General features: G+C 52.2%; 16 protein-coding genes. 13 read left to right on the forward strand and 3 right to left on the reverse strand.

Annotation, left to right across the window (positions count from 1 at the left end; genetic code table 11):
• Nucleotides 1-106 precede the first annotated feature (106 nt).
• Nucleotides 107-316 (forward strand): CsbD family protein, encoded by a 210-nt coding sequence (locus IEX01_RS19870; protein ID WP_024557312.1) that lies wholly within the window; start codon nt 107-109, stop codon nt 314-316.
• An 80-nt stretch (nt 317-396) separates the two neighbouring features.
• On the opposite strand, the gene zur is transcribed toward IEX01_RS19870, so the two are convergent.
• Nucleotides 397-912, reverse strand: coding sequence for a zinc uptake transcriptional repressor Zur (gene zur, locus IEX01_RS19875; protein WP_188724420.1), 516 nt, complete (start codon nt 910-912; stop codon nt 397-399).
• Between the two features lie 109 nt (nt 913-1,021).
• Here zur and IEX01_RS19880 point away from each other — a divergent pair, with 109 nt between their 5' ends.
• The 4 genes from IEX01_RS19880 (at nt 1,022) to pspG (ending at nt 4,456) form a co-directional block, all read left to right on the forward strand.
• A complete protein-coding gene (locus tag IEX01_RS19880; RefSeq protein ID WP_024557310.1) occupies nt 1,022-1,510 on the forward strand; it encodes a cupin domain-containing protein in 489 nt (162 codons plus the stop codon).
• 173 nt (nt 1,511-1,683) lie between these two features.
• Entirely contained in the window at nt 1,684-2,988 is a 1,305-nt protein-coding gene (locus IEX01_RS19885) for a conjugal transfer protein TraF (RefSeq protein WP_188724421.1), read from the forward strand.
• Between the two features lie 91 nt (nt 2,989-3,079).
• Nucleotides 3,080-4,078 carry a tRNA dihydrouridine(20/20a) synthase DusA gene (gene dusA, locus IEX01_RS19890; protein ID WP_188724422.1) on the forward strand — a complete coding sequence of 333 codons (999 nt, stop codon included), beginning with the start codon at nt 3,080-3,082 and terminating at the stop codon, nt 4,076-4,078.
• Nucleotides 4,079-4,213: 135 nt separating this feature from the next.
• Nucleotides 4,214-4,456 (forward strand): envelope stress response protein PspG, encoded by a 243-nt coding sequence (pspG, locus tag IEX01_RS19895; RefSeq protein WP_024557307.1) that lies wholly within the window; start codon nt 4,214-4,216, stop codon nt 4,454-4,456.
• A 179-nt stretch (nt 4,457-4,635) separates the two neighbouring features.
• Here the strand turns inward: pspG and IEX01_RS19900 are convergent, their stop codons facing one another.
• A complete protein-coding gene (locus IEX01_RS19900) occupies nt 4,636-5,619 on the reverse strand; it encodes a quinone oxidoreductase (protein ID WP_024557306.1) in 984 nt (327 codons plus the stop codon).
• 130 nt (nt 5,620-5,749) lie between these two features.
• Between IEX01_RS19900 and dnaB the strand changes: the two genes are divergently transcribed.
• The 8 genes from dnaB (at nt 5,750) to IEX01_RS19940 (ending at nt 18,582) form a co-directional block, all read left to right on the forward strand.
• Nucleotides 5,750-7,156: a replicative DNA helicase gene (dnaB, locus tag IEX01_RS19905; RefSeq protein ID WP_024559915.1), complete on the forward strand. Its 1,407-nt coding sequence runs from the start codon at nt 5,750-5,752 to the stop codon at nt 7,154-7,156.
• 155 nt (nt 7,157-7,311) lie between these two features.
• Complete coding sequence (alr, locus tag IEX01_RS19910; protein ID WP_188724423.1) at nt 7,312-8,391, forward strand: alanine racemase; 1,080 nt, start codon at nt 7,312-7,314, stop codon at nt 8,389-8,391.
• 259 nt (nt 8,392-8,650) lie between these two features.
• Nucleotides 8,651-9,844, forward strand: coding sequence for an aromatic amino acid transaminase (gene tyrB, locus IEX01_RS19915; RefSeq protein WP_188724424.1), 1,194 nt, complete (start codon nt 8,651-8,653; stop codon nt 9,842-9,844).
• A 467-nt stretch (nt 9,845-10,311) separates the two neighbouring features.
• Nucleotides 10,312-13,035, forward strand: a complete 2,724-nt coding sequence (locus tag IEX01_RS19920; protein WP_188724425.1) for a two-partner secretion domain-containing protein — start codon at nt 10,312-10,314, stop codon at nt 13,033-13,035.
• A 129-nt stretch (nt 13,036-13,164) separates the two neighbouring features.
• Nucleotides 13,165-14,847: a ShlB/FhaC/HecB family hemolysin secretion/activation protein gene (locus IEX01_RS19925; RefSeq protein WP_024557301.1), complete on the forward strand. Its 1,683-nt coding sequence runs from the start codon at nt 13,165-13,167 to the stop codon at nt 14,845-14,847.
• 148 nt (nt 14,848-14,995) lie between these two features.
• Entirely contained in the window at nt 14,996-15,412 is a 417-nt protein-coding gene (locus IEX01_RS19930) for a secondary thiamine-phosphate synthase enzyme YjbQ (protein WP_024557300.1), read from the forward strand.
• Between the two features lie 2 nt (nt 15,413-15,414).
• On the forward strand, nt 15,415-15,768 hold the full coding sequence (locus tag IEX01_RS19935; RefSeq protein ID WP_024557299.1) for an MmcQ/YjbR family DNA-binding protein: 354 nt from the start codon (nt 15,415-15,417) through the stop codon (nt 15,766-15,768).
• A gap of 513 nt (nt 15,769-16,281) precedes the next feature.
• A complete protein-coding gene (locus tag IEX01_RS19940) occupies nt 16,282-18,582 on the forward strand; it encodes a filamentous hemagglutinin N-terminal domain-containing protein (protein WP_188724426.1) in 2,301 nt (766 codons plus the stop codon).
• A 152-nt stretch (nt 18,583-18,734) separates the two neighbouring features.
• On the opposite strand, the gene uvrA is transcribed toward IEX01_RS19940, so the two are convergent.
• Nucleotides 18,735-21,563 (reverse strand): excinuclease ABC subunit UvrA, encoded by a 2,829-nt coding sequence (uvrA, locus tag IEX01_RS19945; RefSeq protein ID WP_188724427.1) that lies wholly within the window; start codon nt 21,561-21,563, stop codon nt 18,735-18,737.
• Nucleotides 21,564-21,594: the final 31 nt, after the last annotated feature.

Here is a 21,594-nt window from a genome sequence, read left to right on the forward strand (position 1 = left end):
CTGCCGCATCGCGAACTATAATAATAATCACGTCCAGCAGATATGAAGCATTCATCAGGACGTTGAATGGAGTTTCACTTACACGACCGAACAAGAGGACTTTACAATGAACAGAGACGAAGCCGGCGGTAACTGGAAACAGTTTAAAGGTAAAGTGAAAGAGCAATGGGGTAAATTAACCGACGATGATATGACCGTCATCGAAGGGAAACGTGACCAACTGGTAGGTAAAATCCAGGAACGTTACGGCTATGAGAAAGATCAGGCAGATAAAGAAGTTACGGACTGGGAAAGCCGTAATGACTACCGCTGGTAATCCGGCGAGCACCTCAAATGTGATACCCCTCTGAGGTTATCCTGCCCAGGTACAAGGATGTACCATCCTGCCTCTCTGATTTATCGCGCTTTTTTCTTTATCACCACGCGGTGGTCATGCTCGCACTGTTCCGGGTGACGACACGCTTCTACTTCTACGCAAGCTGAGCACAGACCATGCGCTTCAATGACATTATGCCGCAGGGCAAAACCTCGCTTTGCCGCCAGCGCATGCATAATATCTTCAACGCCTTCCGCCCGCTCTTCTTTTACCACGCCGCAGCGATCGCAGATAAACATCGCGGAGGTGTGCGTCGGCTGGTCGAAAAGATGACACAGCACGTAGCTGTTGGTGGATTCCACCTTATGTACGAAGCCCTGCTCCAGCAGAAAATCGAGCGCACGGTACACGGTGGGCGGCTTAGCCTGCGGCTCCGTTTCTCGCAGCAGATCGAGCAGATCGTAGGCGCTGATAGCCCCTTCCTGCAGCGTCATCAGGCGCAGCACTTCGAGGCGCTGCGGAGTCAGGCGCACGTTGCGTTGCAGACAGAGCTTTTCAGCCTGCGCTAACACCTCTTGCGAGAGTATCTTTTCCATCGGCATCCTCATAGGTCAGGGGAAACGCGCATTTTATCATGAACCGCGTAAAACGCCGACTTTCACCCATCTGTGTTATACCTGAATCACTCACAGAAGGAGGAAAACCATGCAGCGTCCTGATTTTATTCGTCACTGGCGGGAAGTGGAGGGTGAGGATGACTCACGTTATCCCGATAGCGAGGAGCTTTTTTCCATTGGCGCGCCGCTTGCGCGCAAGATGGGGCTGACCCGACTGGGCATTCATCATGAGCGACTGCCGCCGGGCAGACGCACCTCTTACCCTCACGCCGAGAGCGAAGAAGAGGAGTTTGTTTATGTGCTGGAAGGCCACCCGGATGTCTGGATAAACGGCGAGCTCTGGCCGCTTGAACCTGGCGACAGCGTAGGGTTTCCCGCCGGGACGGGCATCTGTCACACCTTTATAAATAACACATCAAGCGAAGTCCGTTTATTGGTGTTAGGTGAGGCGAATAAACCTAAAAACCGTATTTATTACCCACTTAATGCTAATTATGCCGCTACACGGCAGGACAGATGGATAGATCATCCGCCGCAGTTCTTTGGCCCGCATAACGGGTTGCCTACAAGAAAGTGAAAGACTCATCTATAAATATTGTGTAGTAATTGAATGAGATAAAACCATGGATGGGAATGATTGTTTATGAGCAAATATATGCTCTTTATTACCTCTTATTCACAGCAATAAACCATCCCCCGATATGTGATAACGGGCGGGGAAATTATCATCAAAGAAAAGACGGGTTAACTGTGAAAAAAATAATCAGACTTTCAGTGGCAGCCATCGCAGTAACGGTGGCGACTCAGGCGAGCGCGGCCAACACCTGGGCGGAAGCGCGCAATGATGCGATGGGCGGAACGGGCGTCGCGACGGCTAATTATGGCAGCGCGGCGTTCATCAACCCGGCGTTACTCGCCAAAGCGCAACCGGAAGATGATGTAACGGTGATTCTGCCTTCCGTAAGCGCGCAAATTACCGATAAAGATAATCTTCAGGATGAAATCGATAGAATTAACGATCGTGTTGATTATTATGACGATGTGGTTGATAACCTGACCTTACAGCAGGTACTGCTTAACCCTGTTGGCACCCTTAATCAGTTCCAGGGGGCGGCGAGCGAGCTTGCCGATGAGCTGGACTATCTGCGTGGTAAAACCGCAAGCGCCAACGCGGCGGCGGGCATTTCTGTCGCCATTCCTAATGACGTGCTTTCTGTCGCTTTTATCGCTAAAGGCTATGCTCACGCGCGTGTCAGCACCTCTATTGATCAGCAAGACCTTACCTACCTGCGCAGCATTCAGAACAGCGATTCGGTGGCCTTGTTTGAAGCAGGAAAAGCGGCTTTGCTCGGCTCTGACGAAATTACCCGCAACCTGAACTCTGTCGCGTTCGGTCGTGCGGCGATTGTTTCTGATTACGGCATTGCACTGGCGCGTCAGTTTGATTTTGGCGGCGTGCCCGTGTCCTTTGGCGTAACGCCGAAGATCCAGAAAACCTGGCTCTATAACTACACCGCCTCTATTTATGACTATGACAGCGATGACCTGAGGAGCAGCCGCTACCGTACAGATAATACAGGCTTTAACGTTGACGCCGGTGTCGCAGCGGATCTGGGGCAGAACTGGACGGTGGGTCTGACGGGGCAAAACCTTGTTTCTCGCGATCTCGATACAAAAAGCATAGAAGTACGTAACGGCCGCACGGGCGAGGTTGTGAACTATAAGGACACCTATCAAATCCGGCCGTTAGTGACCGCAGGCGTGGCGTGGCACAACGACCTGGTAACCGTAACGGCGGATGGCGATCTGACCGAAACCAAAGGCTTCAAGAGTGAAGGTAACTCGCAGTTTGTGGGCGTAGGCGCGGAAGTGCGTCCGCTTGACTGGCTGGCGGTGCGCGCAGGTTTCCGCGCGGATGTGAAAGATAATGAGAGCAACGTCTTTACTGCGGGCGTCGGCTTTGCGCCGTTTAATCGTGTTCACCTTGACCTTACCGGTCTGGTGGGCGAGGACGACACCTGGGGCGCAGGCGCGCAGTTGAGCCTGACGTTCTGATAACCAACAGGGGCGCAGCAGTGCGCCCCTGCGCAAGCTTTATGCTATAGTAGCGCCCCTTTTTGCCCGAACCACACTACGCTTAGCTACTATGTCGCCAGAAACCAAACATTCTCTTCTTCCCCCGCACCGTTTTTCCATCGCGCCGATGCTCGACTGGACGGACCGCCATTGCCGCTATTTTCTGCGTTTGCTGTCGCGCAATACGCTGCTCTATACCGAAATGGTCACTACCGGAGCCATCATTCACGGTAAAGGGGATTACCTGGCTTACAGCGAAGAAGAGCATCCGCTGGCATTGCAGCTTGGCGGCAGCGATCCGCAGGCGCTGGCCCACTGCGCAAAGCTTGCACAAGCGCGGGGCTATGACGAAATCAACCTGAACGTCGGTTGCCCTTCCGACCGCGTGCAGAATGGCCGCTTCGGCGCTTGTCTGATGGGCGAGGCGCAACTTGTGGCGGATTGCGTTAAAGCGATGCGCGATGTGGTTTCCATTCCGGTGACGGTAAAAACCCGCATCGGCATTGACGACCAGGACAGCTATGAATTCCTGTGCGATTTTATCGGCACCGTGGCGGAAAAGGGCGGTTGTGAGATGTTTATCATCCATGCCCGTAAAGCGTGGCTGTCCGGCTTAAGCCCGAAAGAGAACCGTGAGATCCCGCCGCTGGATTACCCGCGCGTCTATCAGTTGAAGCGTGACTTTCCGCAACTGACGATGGCCATTAACGGCGGCATTAAATCGCTTGAGGAAGCCAAAGCGCACCTCGAACACGTTGATGGCGTGATGGTGGGACGCGAGGCGTATCAAAATCCAGGCATCCTCGCCTGCGTCGATCGTGAAATTTTCGGTGCGCAAGCTGCGGATGCCGACCCGGTTGCGGTAGTGCGCGCCATGTATCCTTATATTGAGCGCGAACTCAGCAACGGCACTTATCTCGGCCACATTACCCGTCATATGCTTGGCCTGTTCCAGGGGATTCCCGGCGCGCGTCAATGGCGCCGTTATCTGAGCGAGAACGCCCACAAAGCGGGCGCAGACATTGCCGTGCTGGAACACGCGCTGCAGCTGGTAGCCAATAAGCGCTAAAAGTTAACTAAAACCTGGCGAATTTGACCACGCTCTGCTGATAAAAAGCGGGGCGTTTTCTTTAAAAACAGGTAGTTATTTATTGGCATGATTCTTGTAATAACTCTTCCAGAACTACCTGATTGGGAGAGAGCCATGTTTGAACTGCTTTTTGTGGTCGCCTTTTTTCTTATGCTGCTGGCGACAGGCGTATCGTTGTTGGGCATCATTGCGGCTATTTTCGTCGCCACGCTGGTGATGTTTGTCGGCGGGTTATTTGCGCTGATGATTAAACTGCTGCCCTGGCTGTTGCTTGCCGTTGCGGCGGTGTGGGCTATCCGCGCGATTAAAGCGCCGAAGCTGCCGCGTTATTCGCGCGCTAATCGTTGGCGTTGTTAAGAGTTGCGGAGGCGATCACAACCTTGCAACTTTTCCGGCGTCAGAAGATAAGCCGCCATATTATTTGCTTATTAAATCTGTCACTATGAAAACGTTGTGACACGAATTCATCGCAGCTGTACCCTACATACAGCGCAAATAAAAAAGAAAGGGCTTCCTGCGGGAAGCCCTAATTATTTCTACGGAATCAACAGGCTGGAGCCCTGCGTCGTGCGGCTTTCCAGCGTCTGGTGGGCGCGCGCCGCCTCGGCGAGCGGGAACCGTTGCTGCTCCGTCACGTCTACCTTGATAACGCCGCTGGCGATAAGTGAAAAAAGCTCATTGCTCGCCTCGTCCATCTCTTCACGGTTTGTCAGGTAGCCGTTAAGGGAAGGGCGGGTGACATAAAGCGAGCCTTTCTGGTTAAGGATGCCGAGATTCACACCGGTTACCGGGCCGGAGGCGTTGCCAAAACTCACCATCAACCCGCGGCGCTGCAGGCAGTCCAGGGACGATTCCCAGGTATCTTTGCCTACGGAATCATAAACCACGCGTACCTTTTTCCCGCCGGTCAGCTCCCGAATGCGCTCCGGGACGTTCTCTTCACGGTAGTTAATCATCTGCCAGGCGCCCGCCTGTTTAGCGCGCTGCATTTTCTCCGCCGACCCGGCGGTGCCAATGAGCTTCGCGCCCAACGCTTTGGCCCACTGGCAGGCAATCAGCCCTACGCCGCCCGCTGCCGCGTGGAACAGAAACATTTCGTCTGGTTTGATTTCGTAAGTTTTACGCAGCAGATAAAAAACGGTCAGCCCTTTCAAAAACGATGCCGCGGCCTGCTCGTAGGAGATGGCGTTCGGCAATACCGCAACTTTGTCCGCCGGAACATTATGCACCTCGCTGTAGGCGCCGAGCGCCGACTGGGCATAAACCACCCGGTCGCCTTCTTTGATATGCTTAACCGCGCTTCCTGTTTTGCTCACCACGCCCGCCGCTTCGGTGCCGAGGCCGCTTGGCATTGACGGCGGCGGATAGAGACCGCTGCGGATATACGTATCGATATAGTTAATGCCGATGGCTTTGTTTTCCACCTGCACTTCATTTTCCGCCGGGTCGCCAGGGGTAAACTCCACCGCTTTTAGCACGTCAGGCCCGCCGTGCTGGCTAAACTCAATACGCGTCGCCATAGTAACTCCTTGTTTTATTCAGGGGGGAGGAGGAGTATCGCTCGCGAATGCAATTGAGCACTGCGCGACGCAAATCAGCTTGGTATACTCCCCTTCTCTCAGATGATGACTTTTGGTAACTCCATTCACTATGGCAGGAAATAAACCCTTCAACAAACCCACTGAAGCCCGCGACCCGCAGGTTGACGGCCTGAAAATGCCGCCGCATTCCATCGAAGCGGAACAGTCGGTGTTGGGCGGTTTAATGCTGGACAACGAACGTTGGGACGATGTGGCCGAGCGCGTTGTGGCAGAGGATTTTTATACCCGCCAGCACCGCATCATTTTCACCGAAATGCACCGTCTGCAGGAGACGGGGAAACCCATCGACCTGATTACCCTTTCGGAATCGCTGGAACTGCAGGGGCAGCTTGAGAATGTGGGCGGCTTCGCCTACCTGGCGGAGCTTTCGAAGAATACGCCAAGCGCCGCGAACATTAGCGCCTATGCAGATATCGTGCGTGAACGCGCTGTCGTGCGCGATATGATAACGGTCGCGAATGAAATTGCCGATGCGGGTTACGACCCCCAGGGGCGCAGCAGTGAAGACCTGCTCGACCTGGCGGAGTCCCGCGTTTTCCAGATTGCCGAAAACCGCGCCAATAAAGACGAAGGGCCCAAGAGCATCGATCAGATCCTCGAAGCTACCGTCGCGCGTATTGAAACGCTCTATCAACAACCGCATGACGGCGTCACGGGCGTGGATACCGGCTATCAGGATCTCAACAAGAAAACCGCTGGCCTGCAGCGTTCAGACCTTATTATCGTGGCGGCGCGTCCCTCCATGGGGAAAACCACATTCGCCATGAACTTGTGCGAAAACGCCGCCATGTTGCAGGATAAGCCGGTGCTGATTTTCTCGCTGGAGATGCCCTCTGAGCAGATCATGATGCGTATGCTGGCGTCGCTGTCGCGCGTGGACCAGACCCGTATTCGTACCGGCCAACTGGACGATGAAGACTGGGCGCGCATTTCCGGCACCATGGGCATTCTGCTTGAGAAGCGCAATATGTATATTGACGACTCCTCGGGCCTGACGCCTACCGAAGTCCGCTCGCGCGCGCGCCGCATTTATCGCGAGCACGGCGGCATCGGCCTGATTATGGTGGACTACCTGCAGCTGATGCGCGTGCCCTCGCTCTCCGATAACCGTACGCTGGAAATCGCCGAAATCTCCCGCTCGCTCAAAGCGCTGGCGAAAGAGTTGCAGGTGCCGGTGGTGGCGCTTTCGCAGCTTAACCGCTCGCTGGAGCAGCGCGCGGACAAGCGTCCGGTAAACTCGGACCTGCGTGAGTCAGGCTCTATCGAGCAGGACGCCGACCTGATTATGTTCATTTACCGTGATGAGGTTTATCACGAGAACAGCGACCTGAAAGGCATTGCGGAAATCATTATCGGTAAACAGCGTAACGGCCCTATCGGTACGGTACGCCTGACCTTTAATGGCCAGTGGTCGCGCTTTGATAACTATGCGGGTCCGCAATACGACGACGAATGAATAATTTGGCTATCTTGCTTGCGATTTTGGGCTTGGGCAGTGCTCGCCATCCTCACGTACTGCAGTACGCTCCGGTGGCTGCGCGCTGGCCGCACCCAAACTCGCTGCGCCGATAACGCCAAATTGCCGGGTTGACTGAAAATAAAGGAATAAACATGCAAGCGGCAACTGTGGTAGTAAACCGCCGCGCTCTGCGTCACAACCTGCAACGCCTGCGCGAACTGGCTCCGTCCAGCCGTCTGGTGGCGGTGGTGAAAGCAAACGCCTATGGGCACGGTCTGCTGGAGACCGCGCAATCGCTCCCCGACGCCGACGCTTTTGGCGTCGCCCGCCTCGAAGAGGCGCTTCGCCTGCGCGAAGGCGGCGTCACTCAACCCATTCTGCTGCTGGAAGGCTTCTTTAACGCGGCCGATTTGCCCATCCTTGCCGCGCAGCATTTCCATACCGCTATTCATACCCCCGAACAGCTCGCCGCGCTGGAGCAGGCCGATCTGCCTGAACCTGTTAATGTGTGGATGAAGCTAGATACCGGCATGCATCGCCTTGGGGTGCGTCCGGAAGAGGCTGACGCGTTTTATGCGCGCCTGGCGGCTTGCCGAAACGTGCGCCAGCCGGTCAATGTCGTCAGCCATTTTGCCCGCGCGGATGAGCCGGAGTGCGGCTTCACTGAACGCCAGCTCGATATTTTTACCCGCTTCACCGAAGGTAAGACCGGGCTGCGATCCATCGCTGCTTCCGGCGGCGTTTTGCTGTGGCCGCAGTCCCATTTTGACTGGGTGAGGCCGGGAATTATTCTCTATGGCGTATCGCCGCTTGAAGGCGGTTCGCGTGCGAGCGATTTTGGCTTCCAGCCGGTTATGTCGCTCACCTCCAGTCTCATTGCGGTGCGCGACCATAAAGCAGGCGAGCCCGTGGGCTACGGCGGCACCTGGATAAGCCATCGCGATACGCGTCTTGGCGTGATTGCGCTGGGTTATGGCGACGGCTACCCACGCAGCGCGCCTTCAGGCACGCCGGTGCGGGTGAACGGGCGTGAAGTGCCGATAGTCGGTCGCGTGGCGATGGATATGATCTGCGTCGATTTAGGCCCGGATGCGCAGGAAAAGGCAGGCGACAACGTAATCATGTGGGGCGATGATTTGCCCGTTGAGCGCATCGCGGCGATTACAAAAGTGAGTGCTTACGAACTTGTAACGCGCCTGACGTCGCGGGTAGCGATGCGTTATATCGACTAGCTACAGGGTGGTGGCGCTACGCTTCCGGGCTATACAGTCGGGGGCTGAGCCGGCGTGTGATACGGCCAGACGGGGTTGCTTCCATAGGGCGGGTAAGCTACAGACTACCCGCCACGGGAGAAACGTCAGAACATCGTCAGGCCTGCCCAGGCCCAGGCCCCGGCTGGCCTGCGCCGTCGCGTCAATATCCTTCTCGATCTCCTGACTTATCCGGTTTATTGTGGATGAACATCACACCGTAAATCAGGAGAACCCCAGCGTGTTTCAGAACGTTGACGCTTATGCCGGCGACCCCATCCTTTCGCTGATGGAGCGTTTCAAAGAAGATCCCCGTCAGGACAAAGTGAACCTCAGCATTGGCCTTTATTACAACGAAGAAGGGGTTATCCCGCAGTTACAGGCTGTAGCAGAAGCAGAAGCGCGACTGAATGCGCAGCCACACGGCGCGTCGCTTTATCTGCCGATGGAAGGGTTGAATAGCTACCGCAACAGCATTGCGCCGCTGCTGTTTGGCGCAGACCATCCAGCGCTGCGTGAAGGCCGTATCGCCACGATCCAGACCTTAGGCGGCTCCGGCGCGCTGAAAGTGGGCGCTGACTTCCTCAAGCGCTACTTCCCCGCTTCGCAAGTTTGGGTCAGCGACCCCACCTGGGAAAACCACGTCGCCATCTTTAACGGCGCTGGCTTCGAAGTGAATACTTACCCATGGTTTGATGAAGAGACCAAAGGCGTACGTTTTGAGGCGCTGCTGGAAACGCTGAATACGCTGCCTGCGCAAAGCATCGTGCTGCTGCATCCGTGCTGCCATAACCCGACCGGCTCCGATCTCACCAATGAACAGTGGGATGCGGTGACAGACATTCTGAAAGCCCGCGAGCTAATCCCGTTCCTCGACATCGCCTATCAGGGCTTCGGCGCGGGTATGGAAGACGATGCTTACGCCATTCGCGCTATCGCCAGCGCCGGGCTGCCGACGCTGGTCAGCAACTCATTCTCGAAAATTTTCTCTCTCTATGGCGAGCGCGTGGGGGGGCTTTCCGTCGTCTGCGAAGACCCCGATGCGGCAGGACGCGTCCTGGGCCAGCTAAAAGCAACAGTACGTCGCAACTACTCCAGCCCGCCGAATTTCGGCGCGCAGGTGGTGGCGACCGTGCTGGGCGATGCCGACCTTAAAGCGAGCTGGCTTGCTGAAGTGGAAACCATGCGCAGCCGTATTCTCACCATGCGTCAGACGCTGGTGGATGTGCTGAAACAAGCGATGCCGGGGCGAGATTTTGACTACCTGCTTAAGCAGCGCGGCATGTTTAGCTATACCGGCTTAAGCGCCGCTCAGGTAGACAGGCTGCGTGAGGAGTTTGGCGTGTATCTGATTGCCAGCGGTCGTATGTGCGTGGCAGGCCTGAACAGCCGCAACGTGCACCGAGTGGCGCAGGCGTTCGCTGCCGTAATGTAAGGCGAAAGGCACAATAATGAAAAACACTACGTTATCGTAGTGTTTTTTTATACAAGCACCTTGAAAATTAATGAATTAGCGACCTGCTTTTGTAAGCAAATAATAATTAATCGGGTTGAAGAGTTATATTTAAAATATAAATATATTTTACTTTATTGCTGTTCATATTTACACAAAGTATTTTGCTTGCGATACACTTTTCCATAATTGTAATAATACGCTTTTATAATAACTTTTGTTTTTAAGGGATAAATAGATCAAATTTCCAGGATGTCAGGCTAAAAATGGCTTTGCACGGCAAATCTTTATTACAAGTTCATACTATGGCGCAGCAAACTTTAATCAGAAAATAACGGTTGCTTTTGTTTTATAGAGCAGGGATGGATGAGGTTCTCTCATCCGGGCTTACAGATAAAATGTCAAAATGATTATTTGCTTAAATTTTATAAATAATCAAAGGAAACGTTATGAAAAATAAAGGAATGCGTAGCGTGAAAAAAAATAAACATGTTCTTCATGCAAATTTAGCGCCGGTTTGTTTTGCAACAATGCTGGCTCTGGGGATGGTATTGCCTGTACAGGCTGCCGTAGTCGCGGATAACTCTGCCGCTAATCAACCTTCTGTGCATACTGGCGCGAATGGCGCTACCATCGTTGACATTAATAAAGCCAGCGCGGAAGGCGTATCACACAACGTTTATTCGCAGTTCAACGTCGACCAGAACGGCGTCATTCTCAATAACAGCGGTGGTGCAACAAACACCCAACTGGCCGGACAGATTAACGGCAACGCCAACATGGCGGGCGGCAGCGCGAAGGTGATTCTGAACGAAGTCCGCTCTGCCGATCCCAGCCAGTTGAACGGTATGGTGGAAGTGGCGGGGCAGTCCGCACAGGTTATTATCGCGAACCCGTCAGGGATAACCTGCAACGGGTGCGGTTTCATCAATACCAACCACGCTACGCTGACTACTGGCACCGCCAGCATTGATGCCCAGGGTAAAGTGAATGGTCTGGATGTGAAAAAAGGCCAGATTGTCATTACCGGCAAAGGCATGGATACCTCTTCCACGCAGTACACCGATATCATTGCTCGTTCAGTTAAAGTGAATGCGCAGCTCAAAGCAAATGAACTGAACATCACTACAGGCAGCAACCATATCGATAAGAATGGTCGCGTGAAAGCCATCGCTGCAACCGGCGATGCGCCGGAGCTGGCGCTGGATGTCTCTTCACTGGGCTCAATGTACGCCAACAAAATTTATATGAAAGGTACGGAAGCGGGTGTAGGCGTACGCCTCGATCATGCTGACCTGACGGCGACGGATAGCCTGTCGATTGAGGCCAACGGCACTATCAATAACAACGGCGGCCATTTATCGGCCAAAAACAGCGTCATGCTGAACAGCCAACAGGATGTACTGAACAGTAATAGCCAGATTACTGCGGACGGTGATGTCATGGTTTCGGCACAAGGTCGTGTTGATAACCACGGCGGCACAATCAAAGGCGGCAACGTTAACGTTTATGGCGGCAAAACCGTAAACAACGCGGGCGGCTCTATTCATGGCACCCAGGCTGTAGACATAATATCGAATGCCCTGAACAATACCGATGGCGATATCACGAGCGACGGTAATATTACTATCAACCGTGGCAGTTACAACTACTATAACTCCTCTAAAACAGATGGCGTAGTTAACAAGAATGGTCATATTAACGCTAAAGGCAATATGACCATCGATTCCGCTAATGTTTATAACGAGGATGGTTCTATCAGCGCCAATAGCTCACTGAATATCAACACCGGTACGCTGAACAACAATAAAGGTGTAATTGCCTCTGGTAACGCTAATGATGCGACCTGGACTCAAATTACCGCCAGCGAGCTGAAAAATGATAACGGCAGCATCACGGCTACTGGCGAAAATAGCGAGCTGATGGTGATGGGCAACAATGCGCTGACTAACCATGACGGCAGCATTGTTGGCGAAGGCAATGTCACCTTTAATGGCGTGGTCGACAACTCTGCAGGTAAGATTGCTGCAGGCAAAGACATGCATATGTATGTGAATGGCTATGCCTCCGACGCAGACAGTTCATTAACGTCTGGCCAGAATATGGATTTGATGGTGAACGGTACATTCCAGAACGCAGGCGCTATCAAGTCGGGTCAGGACCTGTTGATGTCTCTGGGCGGCGGCGGCTGGTACGGTAATTCAGGCTCTGCTTCAAACACTGGTATCATCGATGCAGCTGGTCGTTTGTCTGTTCAGTCGAATAGCAATGTATTCGATAATAGCGGCAGCATCTCTGCTGGCCAGATGGACTGGCAGATCCTTGATCTGTACAACCGTGGTTCTATCGCCAGCCGTGGCGACATGAATTTCAACGCCAATAATATCAACAACTTTGCTCAGGGCAAAATTAGCGCAGATAATGATATCAATGTTTACACTGCCGCGCTGATGAATGAAAAAGATGGCCAGATCGAGGCTGGACATTCTGCGTCGTTTAACCTGACCAATAACTTCGATAATTCTGGCGAAATCAAAGCCACTAATGATGTTAATGTCACCTCGTTAAGTTATCGTCCGGCTAGCTATGCTAATAAAGGTAATATCCTGGGCGGTGATAACGTTAACATTAACTTCGCTGGCAGCCATTTTGCTAACACCGGCACCATTAAAGGTGACAAAGCTGTTAATATTGACGCTAATTCTTTATATAACTCCGGCGAAATCAGCAGCGCTGGCAACGTTACCCTTGCAAGCGCTAACGATATTATCAACGACGTTAACGGTAAAATTACCGGCGACAAAGTGATTACTCGTGGCCGCGTTAATAATATGGGTGAGATTACCCAGACCGGTGAGGAATCTGACAGCGCTGATAATGGCAACACCACGCCGGATAATGGTAATGTTACGCCAGATAACGGTAATAACACCCCGGATAACGGTAATAACATCCCGGATAACGGTAATAACACCCCAGATAACGGCGATTCAATCGCAGACAATACTCAGCATGCTGATGGTTTCGATGGTAACGGCGGCGTCTGGATCAATGGCGTTAACTATGCCAGCGGTAAAGAAGTAAACGGCGTGTATATCCGTAGCGTACAAACCTACCCGGATGGTTCATTCATCATCTCTGCGGGTGCAGGTAGTTTCTACGGTAAGTTTTAATAATTAGTGAGTAGTACGATAAACATAACGCTCTATTTTATATAGAGCGTTATTTTCTATTAATGGGTTTTATAGTTGTAATGGCCATTTCTGTCGGCATAGATGAAAGTAGAGTGAAAAGGATTTTACATGGTAGTTAATAAATTTAGCGCTTACGGAGCTATTCTTTCTGCGCTGTTCGGTATTCACTCTCCTGCTTATGCTGAAGTCATGGCGAATCAACAGGCGCTAAGCCAGCAGCAGCAAGATGAAGCCAGACGAAATCAACTGATTCCCGAAGCTAAATCGCTCCTCTCATCTGATGCTGAACGTATCAGTGATGAAATGGCCATACCGCAGGAAAAGCCCTGCTACAATATTGCGCATATCGTTTTAGAAAATAGAGAAGCGTTTCCTCACTGGATGGTCTTTCGTGATCTAACCCGTCAGGCTGAAGGCAAGTGCATCGGCGTGAATGGCATTAAGTCGCTCTATAAAGCAATACAAAACCGTTTCATTTCTCATGGTTATATTACAACGCGCGTGCTGGTGCCGGACCAGGATTTAAGTAAAGGGACACTTACGCTGCGTGTGCTGCCCGGAAAAATCAGCGACATTATTTTTAAAGGCGATTCGGGGAAATACATCCATTCAATCAATAATTTTCCGGAACGAAAGGGAGACCTGCTCGATCTTCGCGGTCTGGAACAAGGCATTGAAAATTTACAACGCGTCCCGGGTTCTACGGCTGAAATAAATCTTGTTCCGGGGGCTAAGCCTGGTGAAACCCAGGTAGAAGTCAGCCGCAAACAACTTAAATCCTGGCGGCTTGGCGCCTGGGCTGATGATTCAGGGAGTAAATATACCGGGCGTTATCAGAGCGGCCTGGCGTTCTACCTGGACAACCCAACCTCCCTGAATGACACCTTTTATGCGGCCTATGGCGGCGGGGTAAAAAACGAAGACGGACGCCGCAGCGATAACGTTTCTGCTTTCTATTCTGTCCCATGGGGATACTGGCTGATGGAGTTTTACGGCAGTAAATACCGTTATACTCAAACTATTCATAGCGGTGATTTTAGTTATCTTTACAGCGGCATTGAAAAATTAGCTACCGCCCAGTTAAGTCGGGTTATTTATCGCAGCGCCAGTCAAAAAACGACCTTCAAATTAAAAGCAATTAAACGTGACTCCACCTATAACCTCAATGATGTGGAAGTCGAAGTGCAGCGCCGCGATACCAGTAGCTGGAAACTCAACCTTGAGCATCTTGCTTATTTTGCTTTTGGACAACTTAAAGCCAGCCTCGGCTATCAGCGAGCGGCGCACTGGTTCGGCGAAAAACCGGATGCCGAAGAAGTGGTAGGCAGCGCGGATTCGCAGGCGCGTATTATTACTCTGGGCGTGGACGGCTCCTTCCCATTCCGCCTGGGCAAACTGTCGATGAGTTATGAGCCGCATTTTATGTCGCAAACCTCTCCGGACAAATTAACGCAGCCTGATAAATTCACTATCGGCAACCGTTGGACAGTACGTGGATTTGATGGTGAAACGACGATCTATGCCGATAAAGGCTGGTATCTGCGTAACGATCTTAACCTGAACCTGCCGCAATGGGGCATGCAACCCTACATTGGGGTGGATTATGGCGAAGTTCGCGGTTCCAAAAATGATTACTGGAGCGGCAAACATATTGCCGGGGCGGCGGCAGGCATCCGGGGCGTAAAAGGCAAATTCGGCTACGACCTTTTTGTTGGCGCGCCCTTACTCAAACCCGCAGAGATGCACACCAGCCCCGTGACGGTTGGTTTTGCCGTACAGTGGCAGTATTAGCCGCTATCTGCAAAGGCATGAAAACGGGCTTCGGCCCGTTCCGGTAATGGAATGGCCGCTTTTTTTCCCTAAAACAACTTCCTGATTTTACCTTTCGCCCATCAGGCTACACACTTAACAGGATTGATTTCTGTTTAGGGAGTAGCTTATGTGGTGCCAACAGACTGTGACGCTGAACGCGAAGCCGAGAGGGTTTCATCTGGTAACGGAGGAGATCCTCCGTCAGATAGAAGGGCTTTCACGGATCAACGTTGGGTTACTGCATCTGCTGCTTCAGCACACTTCCGCCTCCCTGACGCTGAATGAAAACTGCGATCCTTCTGTCCGCCGGGATATGGAACGTTACTTTTTGCAGGCTGTGCCGGATAACGCCCCGTACGAGCATGATTATGAAGGCCCGGATGATATGCCTTCGCATATCAAATCGTCGACGCTCGGCGTTTCTTTGCTGTTGCCAGTTCATCGCGGACGGGTGCAGTTGGGTACCTGGCAAGGGATTTGGCTGGGAGAACATCGCATTGACGGCGGTTCGCGCCGGATTGTCGCCACACTACAAGGGGAATAATGATGACCAACTCGGAGCTGTTGCAATATTGTATGAGTAAACCCGGTGCTGAACAAAGCGTGCATAGCGACTGGAAGGCCACGCAAATAAAAGTCGCTGATGTGCTCTACGCTATGGTGCATGAGGTTCAAGAACGTCCGGCCGTCTCGCTGAAAACCAGCCCGGAACTGGCCGAACTGCTGCGCCAGAAGCATGAAGATGTCTTTCCCAGCGCGCATCTTAATAAAGCGCACTGGAGCACGGTTTACCTGGACGGTAATTTACCTGATTCGCAAATTTATTATCTGGTAGATGCTTCTTATCAGCAGGCGCTGGGGCTGCTGCCAGAGCAAACCAGACAGCAGCTTTCGGTATAACGTCATCTGCGCGGGGGACTGCCCCGCGCATTGCTTTCGAACGATTTCCACTGTGCCGCAAAAACAGATATGCCATTATTAGACCTGAATCAGATAAAAATAATGCACCGTCTGAAAGTAACGCTGCGTTGAACATAATTTGGAAGCTTACATACATACTTTAATGTATGCAGTATTGGGATAATTTGGCAGATAAATCCTTTTTTATTATTAATAAAGACAAGTCGTCCTTTAATATACTTTTTTCCCTGGGTTGCGTTTGTTTTACAAGAGATTGTCTTTATATAACCTTATTATGATAGATAAAGATTATTATATTCGGTTTATATATTTTTATAATGTATTAATAACCCGGTTTTTAAAAGTGGTTTGTTTTTACTTTTCTCTTTAAAAGATATAATTAATTCGGCAATTATGATGTGTGGGTTTTTATTATGTTTTATTTGGAATTAATAAATAGCATGAATTATTGCGTCATATTGCCGTGTGATTGACCAGAAAAAGGAAAAGGAAATGAAAAACAGGAAAGATGTAAAAAGCGCATCTAAGCATACGCTACATGCGAAACTGGGGCCGGTTTGCTTCGCTACGCTGTTAGCATTGGGAATGGTCGAAACGGCTAACGCGGCAATCACTGCTGATACCAGCGTGGCGAATCAGCCGGGCATTCATACTGGTGCAAATGGCGCAACGATTGTCGATATCAACAAAGCCAGCGAACAAGGCGTTTCGCACAATATTTATTCTGAATTTAACGTAGACAAAAACGGTGTAGTACTGAACAACAGCACCGCCAATACCTCTACCCAATTGGCTGGCGCTATCAACGCTAACAGCAATCTGGCTGGCAACAGCGCTACCATTATTCTTAACGAAGTGCGTTCTGCCGATCCAAGCCAATTAAACGGCATGGTTGAAGTTGCTGGTAAATCTGCGCAAGTCATTATTGCTAACCCATCTGGCATCACCTGCGACGGCTGCGGTTTTATTAATACTAACCATGCCACGCTGACTACGGGTACGCCTACGTTTGATGATAATGGCAAGCTGACCGGCGTAAAAGTTACCAAAGGTCAAATCGTTATTGATGGCGCGGGCATGGACGTGGGTAATGACGGTAAGGCAAAATATACTGACATTGTAGCCCGCTCCGTGAAACTGAACGCTGAACTGCAGGCCAAAAACCTCACTATCGTGACCGGCAGCAATAAGGTAAATGCTAAAGGCGAGGTAACGAAGCTCGACGCAGATAGCAATAAGCCGGAGCTGGCGCTGGATGTGTCCGCGCTGGGCTCAATGTACGCCGGTAAAATCAACATGATTGGCACGGAAGACGGCGTTGGCGTTCGTCTCGATCATGCCAATATGGTTGCCGATGACGACCTGAACATTACTCTGAACGGTCAGTTAGTCAATGATGGTGGCTTGATCGCAGCAGACAGAAAATTAACTATTAACGCAAATTCTGTGGTTAATAATAATGCTGAAATTCGATCTGGCGACCTCCTGGATATTCAGGCTTCTGGCACCGGTGATATTCAGAACCGTGGCGGTAAAATAAGTGGCGGCAGCGTAAATATCAGAAGTGGAAAGTTTGATAACGAAAATGGACATATAGAGTCTAAATATATGACCTCCATGAACGGATCGACGCTGAATAACAAAGGCGGCGAAATCCACAGCGGTGGCGATGCCTGGTTAACTTATAACTACCATAACCGGCTTGATCCGAAAACAATCAGCCTTAACAATGAGCAAGGCGTTATCGCTTCTGACGGCAGCCTGAATATCACGGCTACCACGCTGAACAATAATGCCGGGTTGCTTGACTCGCATAATGCGATCAATTTAAGCGGTATGACACTGATTAACACGCATAGCGCAGACTTTGTCGCAAGCGAAAACTGGCAACATGATTACCGTGATGAAGGCGGAATTTACGCTGGCGAAGGTAATATCAGAGATACTCATAACCGCTTTGGCAGCCCGGTTTCCACTATTGCTTATAGCACTATCAATAACGAAAACGGACGTATTGTCTCTACAGGTAAGTCGACTCAACTCTATCTGAATGGTAACGATACGCTGAATAATAAAAACGGTGAGATAAGCACCAAAAACACGCTGAACATTGTGTATGGTACTACTGTAGACAACAGCAATGGCACAATGGAGGCGGCGAAAGATGTGGCAATTGCTGCCAGTAACTTTGTCGCCGATCCAGAAAGCGTGATTAAGGCTGGCCGTAACGCTACTTTCAGCGTCTATAACCGCTTCGCAAACGAAGGTCTTATTCAGGCAGGCAATAACTTCAGCCTGAATATGCAAGGTGGTCATGGCCCTGTCTCTACCGATAATTACAACAGCGGTAAGATCGTGGCGGCTAACCAGGTGCAATTCCAGACCCAGCAGCATGACTTTGTGAACAAAGGCGAAATTAACGGCGCTAATGGCGTCAGCTGGACGGGTGACAAGGTGACTAATAAAGGCACTATTGCCAGCAATGGCGATATCTATTTCTCGCTTAAAAAGCTGACTAACGCCAAAGATGCTTCTATCAGCGGTAAGTCAGTGGCGGTTACGCCTCGCACTGTTGTAGATAACCAGGGTTCAATTACGCCTGATTATGTACCGCAGCCGTATCCGCAGCCGCAGCCGGATGATCATCATGTCCCGGTTTATCCGCAGCCACAACCGCAGCCACAACCGCAGCCGCAGCCTCAGCCACGTCCGCAACCGGATAACTATCACGTCCCGGTTTATCCGCAGTCCAGTAATAACAATACTGCTACAGCGGCTTACTACCGTCGTTAATAGCGTTTCTGGATAGACTTAAATGCCTCGCGTTGCGGGGCATTTTTTTATGCGACAAGGCTATTAACAAAACGCGACTTCTGAAAATGAGCAAGGGAAGGGAGATATATTCAGGATAAAAAAAATCCGGGCCTGTTGACCCGGATGTAAAGCTATTGGTTCAGAAGCGGTTTAAGGAAGCGCGCAGTGTGCGACTCCTGACACTCCGCCACGGTTTCCGGCGTGCCGGACACCAGAATCTCTCCACCTCCGCTGCCGCCTTCCGGCCCGAGGTCGACGATCCAGTCAGCCGTTTTAATCACGTCCAGATTATGCTCGATAACCACAATCGTGTTGCCCTGATCCCGCAACTGATGCAATACCGCCAGCAGTTGTTGAATATCCGCGAAGTGCAGCCCGGTGGTCGGCTCATCAAGAATATAGAGCGTCTGGCCTGTGCCGCGTTTCGAAAGCTCTCGCGCCAGCTTCACGCGCTGCGCCTCGCCGCCGGAAAGCGTGGTGGCGGACTGGCCGAGACGAATATAGGTCAGGCCCACATCCATCAGCGTTTGCAGCTTACGCGCCAGCGCTGGCACCGCGTCGAAGAACTCACGCGCTTCTTCGATGGTCATATCCAGCACTTCGTGAATGGTCTTGCCTTTGTATTTAATCTCCAGCGTTTCGCGATTGTAACGCTTGCCTTTGCACTGGTCGCACGGCACGTAAATATCCGGCAGGAAGTGCATTTCTACTTTGATGACGCCATCGCCCTGGCAGGCTTCGCAGCGCCCGCCGCGTACGTTAAAGCTGAAACGACCCGGCGTATAGCCGCGTGAGCGCGATTCCGGCACACCAGCAAACAGCTCACGTACCGGCGTAAAGACGCCAGTGTAGGTCGCCGGGTTTGAACGCGGCGTACGGCCAATCGGACTCTGGTCGATATCAATGACCTTATCGAAGTGCTCCATGCCCTGCACGTCGCGATATGGCGCAGGTTCGGCGATGGTGGCACCGTTGAGTTGGCGCTGGGCAATCGGGAAAAGCGTGTCGTTAATCAGCGTCGACTTACCTGAGCCGGAAACGCCCGTCACGCAAGTAAAGAGCCCCACCGGCAGCGTCAGCGTAACGTCTTTCAGGTTGTTGCCGCGGGCGCCAGTCAGCTTCAGGACTTTTTCCGGGTCCGCCTTCACACGCTCCTTCGGCACCTCGATTTTACGCTTGCCGCTCATGTACTGGCCGGTCAGCGACTCCGGCACCGCCATAATGGCTTCAAGCGGGCCTTCCGCCACCACCTGGCCGCCGTGCACGCCTGCGCCGGGGCCGATGTCGATAACATGGTCGGCGGCGCGAATGGCGTCTTCATCATGCTCTACCACAATTACCGTATTGCCGAGGTTACGCAGGTGAATAAGCGTGCCGAGCAAACGTTCGTTATCACGCTGGTGCAAACCGATAGAAGGTTCATCCAGTACGTACATAACCCCCACCAGGCCTGCGCCAATCTGGCTTGCCAGACGAATACGCTGCGCTTCGCCGCCAGAGAGGGTTTCTGCGGAACGAGACAGCGTCAGGTAGTTCAGGCCGACGTTGACCAGAAACTTCAGGCGGTCGCCAATCTCTTTCAGGACTTTTTCGGCGATTTTCGCACGCTGACCGGAGAGTTTCAGATTGGTGAAGAAATCCATCGCATGGCCGATGCTCATATCTGAAATTGTCGGCAGCGCGGTGTTTTCGACAAACACGTGGCGCGCTTCACGACGCAGACGAGTGCCTTCACAAGTCGCGCAGGGGCGGTTGCTGATGAACTTCGCGAGGTCTTCGCGCACGGCGTTGGATTCCGTTTCTTTATAGCGGCGCTCCATATTGTGCAGCACGCCTTCAAACGGGTGACGACGTACGGACGTATCGCCGCGGTCGTTGATGTACTTAAACTCAATGGTTTCTTTGCCAGAGCCGAACAGCACCGCTTTTTGCACTGTCGCGCTCAGCGTATTCCACGGCGCTTCCACGTCGAACTTATAGTGATCGGCAAGCGAACGCAGCATCTGGAAGTAGTAGAAATTACGGCGATCCCAGCCACGGATGGCGCCGCCAGCCAGGGAAAGTTCGCCATTCTGTACGACACGGTCCGGGTCGAAATATTGCTGCACGCCGAGGCCGTCGCAGGTCGGGCAAGCGCCAGCCGGGTTGTTAAACGAAAAAAGACGAGGCTCAAGCTCGCGCATGCTGTAGCCGCAAATCGGGCAAGCGAAGTTAGCGGAGAAGAGCAGCTCTTCAACGCTTGCGTCATCCATATCCGCCACTACTGCCGTACCGCCGGAAAGCTCCAGCGCGGTTTCAAAAGATTCCGCCAGACGCTGGGAGAGATCTTCACGCACCTTAAAGCGATCCACCACCACTTCAATGGTGTGTTTTTTCTGTAGCTCAAGCTTCGGCGGATCGGAGAGATCGCAGACTTCGCCATCAATACGCGCGCGGATATACCCCTGGCTTGCCAGGTTCTCCAGTGTTTTGGTGTGTTCGCCCTTACGTTCTTTGATTACCGGCGCAAGCAGCATCAGACGCTTGCCTTCCGGCAGCGCCAGCACATTATCAACCATCTGGCTTACCGTCTGCGCCGCCAGCGGGACGCCGTGATCCGGACAGCGCGGCTCGCCCACGCGGGCATAAAGCAGGCGCAGGTAGTCGTGAATCTCTGTAATCGTGCCGACGGTGGAACGCGGGTTATGCGACGTCGATTTTTGCTCAATGGAAATCGCGGGCGACAGACCTTCGATATGGTCGACGTCCGGCTTTTCCATTAGCGACAGGAACTGCCGCGCATAAGCGGAGAGCGACTCCACATAGCGACGCTGCCCTTCGGCATACAGGGTGTCGAAAGCCAGTGAGGACTTACCGGAACCGGAGAGGCCGGTGACGACGATGAGCTTGTCGCGTGGGATAACAAGATTGATATTTTTGAGATTGTGCGTGCGGGCGCCCCGTACTTCGATCTTATCCATTCACCTATCCTGGATTGAACGCTAATGCCTG

This window comes from Franconibacter daqui, assembly GCF_014644275.1.
Taxonomy (GTDB): Bacteria; Pseudomonadota; Gammaproteobacteria; order Enterobacterales; family Enterobacteriaceae; genus Franconibacter; species Franconibacter pulveris.

Coding starts and splice junctions, on each gene's coding strand:
- IEX01_RS19870 (WP_024557312.1), top strand. CDS start 107: ATGAACAGAGACGAAGCCGGCGGTAACTGGAAACAGTTTAAAGGTAAA.
- zur (WP_188724420.1), bottom strand. CDS start 912: ATGGAAAAGATACTCTCGCAAGAGGTGTTAGCGCAGGCTGAAAAGCTC.
- IEX01_RS19880 (WP_024557310.1), top strand. CDS start 1,022: ATGCAGCGTCCTGATTTTATTCGTCACTGGCGGGAAGTGGAGGGTGAG.
- dusA (WP_188724422.1), top strand. CDS start 3,080: ATGTCGCCAGAAACCAAACATTCTCTTCTTCCCCCGCACCGTTTTTCC.
- pspG (WP_024557307.1), top strand. CDS start 4,214: ATGTTTGAACTGCTTTTTGTGGTCGCCTTTTTTCTTATGCTGCTGGCG.
- IEX01_RS19900 (WP_024557306.1), bottom strand. CDS start 5,619: ATGGCGACGCGTATTGAGTTTAGCCAGCACGGCGGGCCTGACGTGCTA.
- dnaB (WP_024559915.1), top strand. CDS start 5,750: ATGGCAGGAAATAAACCCTTCAACAAACCCACTGAAGCCCGCGACCCG.
- alr (WP_188724423.1), top strand. CDS start 7,312: ATGCAAGCGGCAACTGTGGTAGTAAACCGCCGCGCTCTGCGTCACAAC.
- IEX01_RS19920 (WP_188724425.1), top strand. CDS start 10,312: ATGAAAAATAAAGGAATGCGTAGCGTGAAAAAAAATAAACATGTTCTT.
- IEX01_RS19925 (WP_024557301.1), top strand. CDS start 13,165: ATGGTAGTTAATAAATTTAGCGCTTACGGAGCTATTCTTTCTGCGCTG.
- IEX01_RS19930 (WP_024557300.1), top strand. CDS start 14,996: ATGTGGTGCCAACAGACTGTGACGCTGAACGCGAAGCCGAGAGGGTTT.
- IEX01_RS19935 (WP_024557299.1), top strand. CDS start 15,415: ATGACCAACTCGGAGCTGTTGCAATATTGTATGAGTAAACCCGGTGCT.
- IEX01_RS19940 (WP_188724426.1), top strand. CDS start 16,282: ATGAAAAACAGGAAAGATGTAAAAAGCGCATCTAAGCATACGCTACAT.
- uvrA (WP_188724427.1), bottom strand. CDS start 21,563: ATGGATAAGATCGAAGTACGGGGCGCCCGCACGCACAATCTCAAAAAT.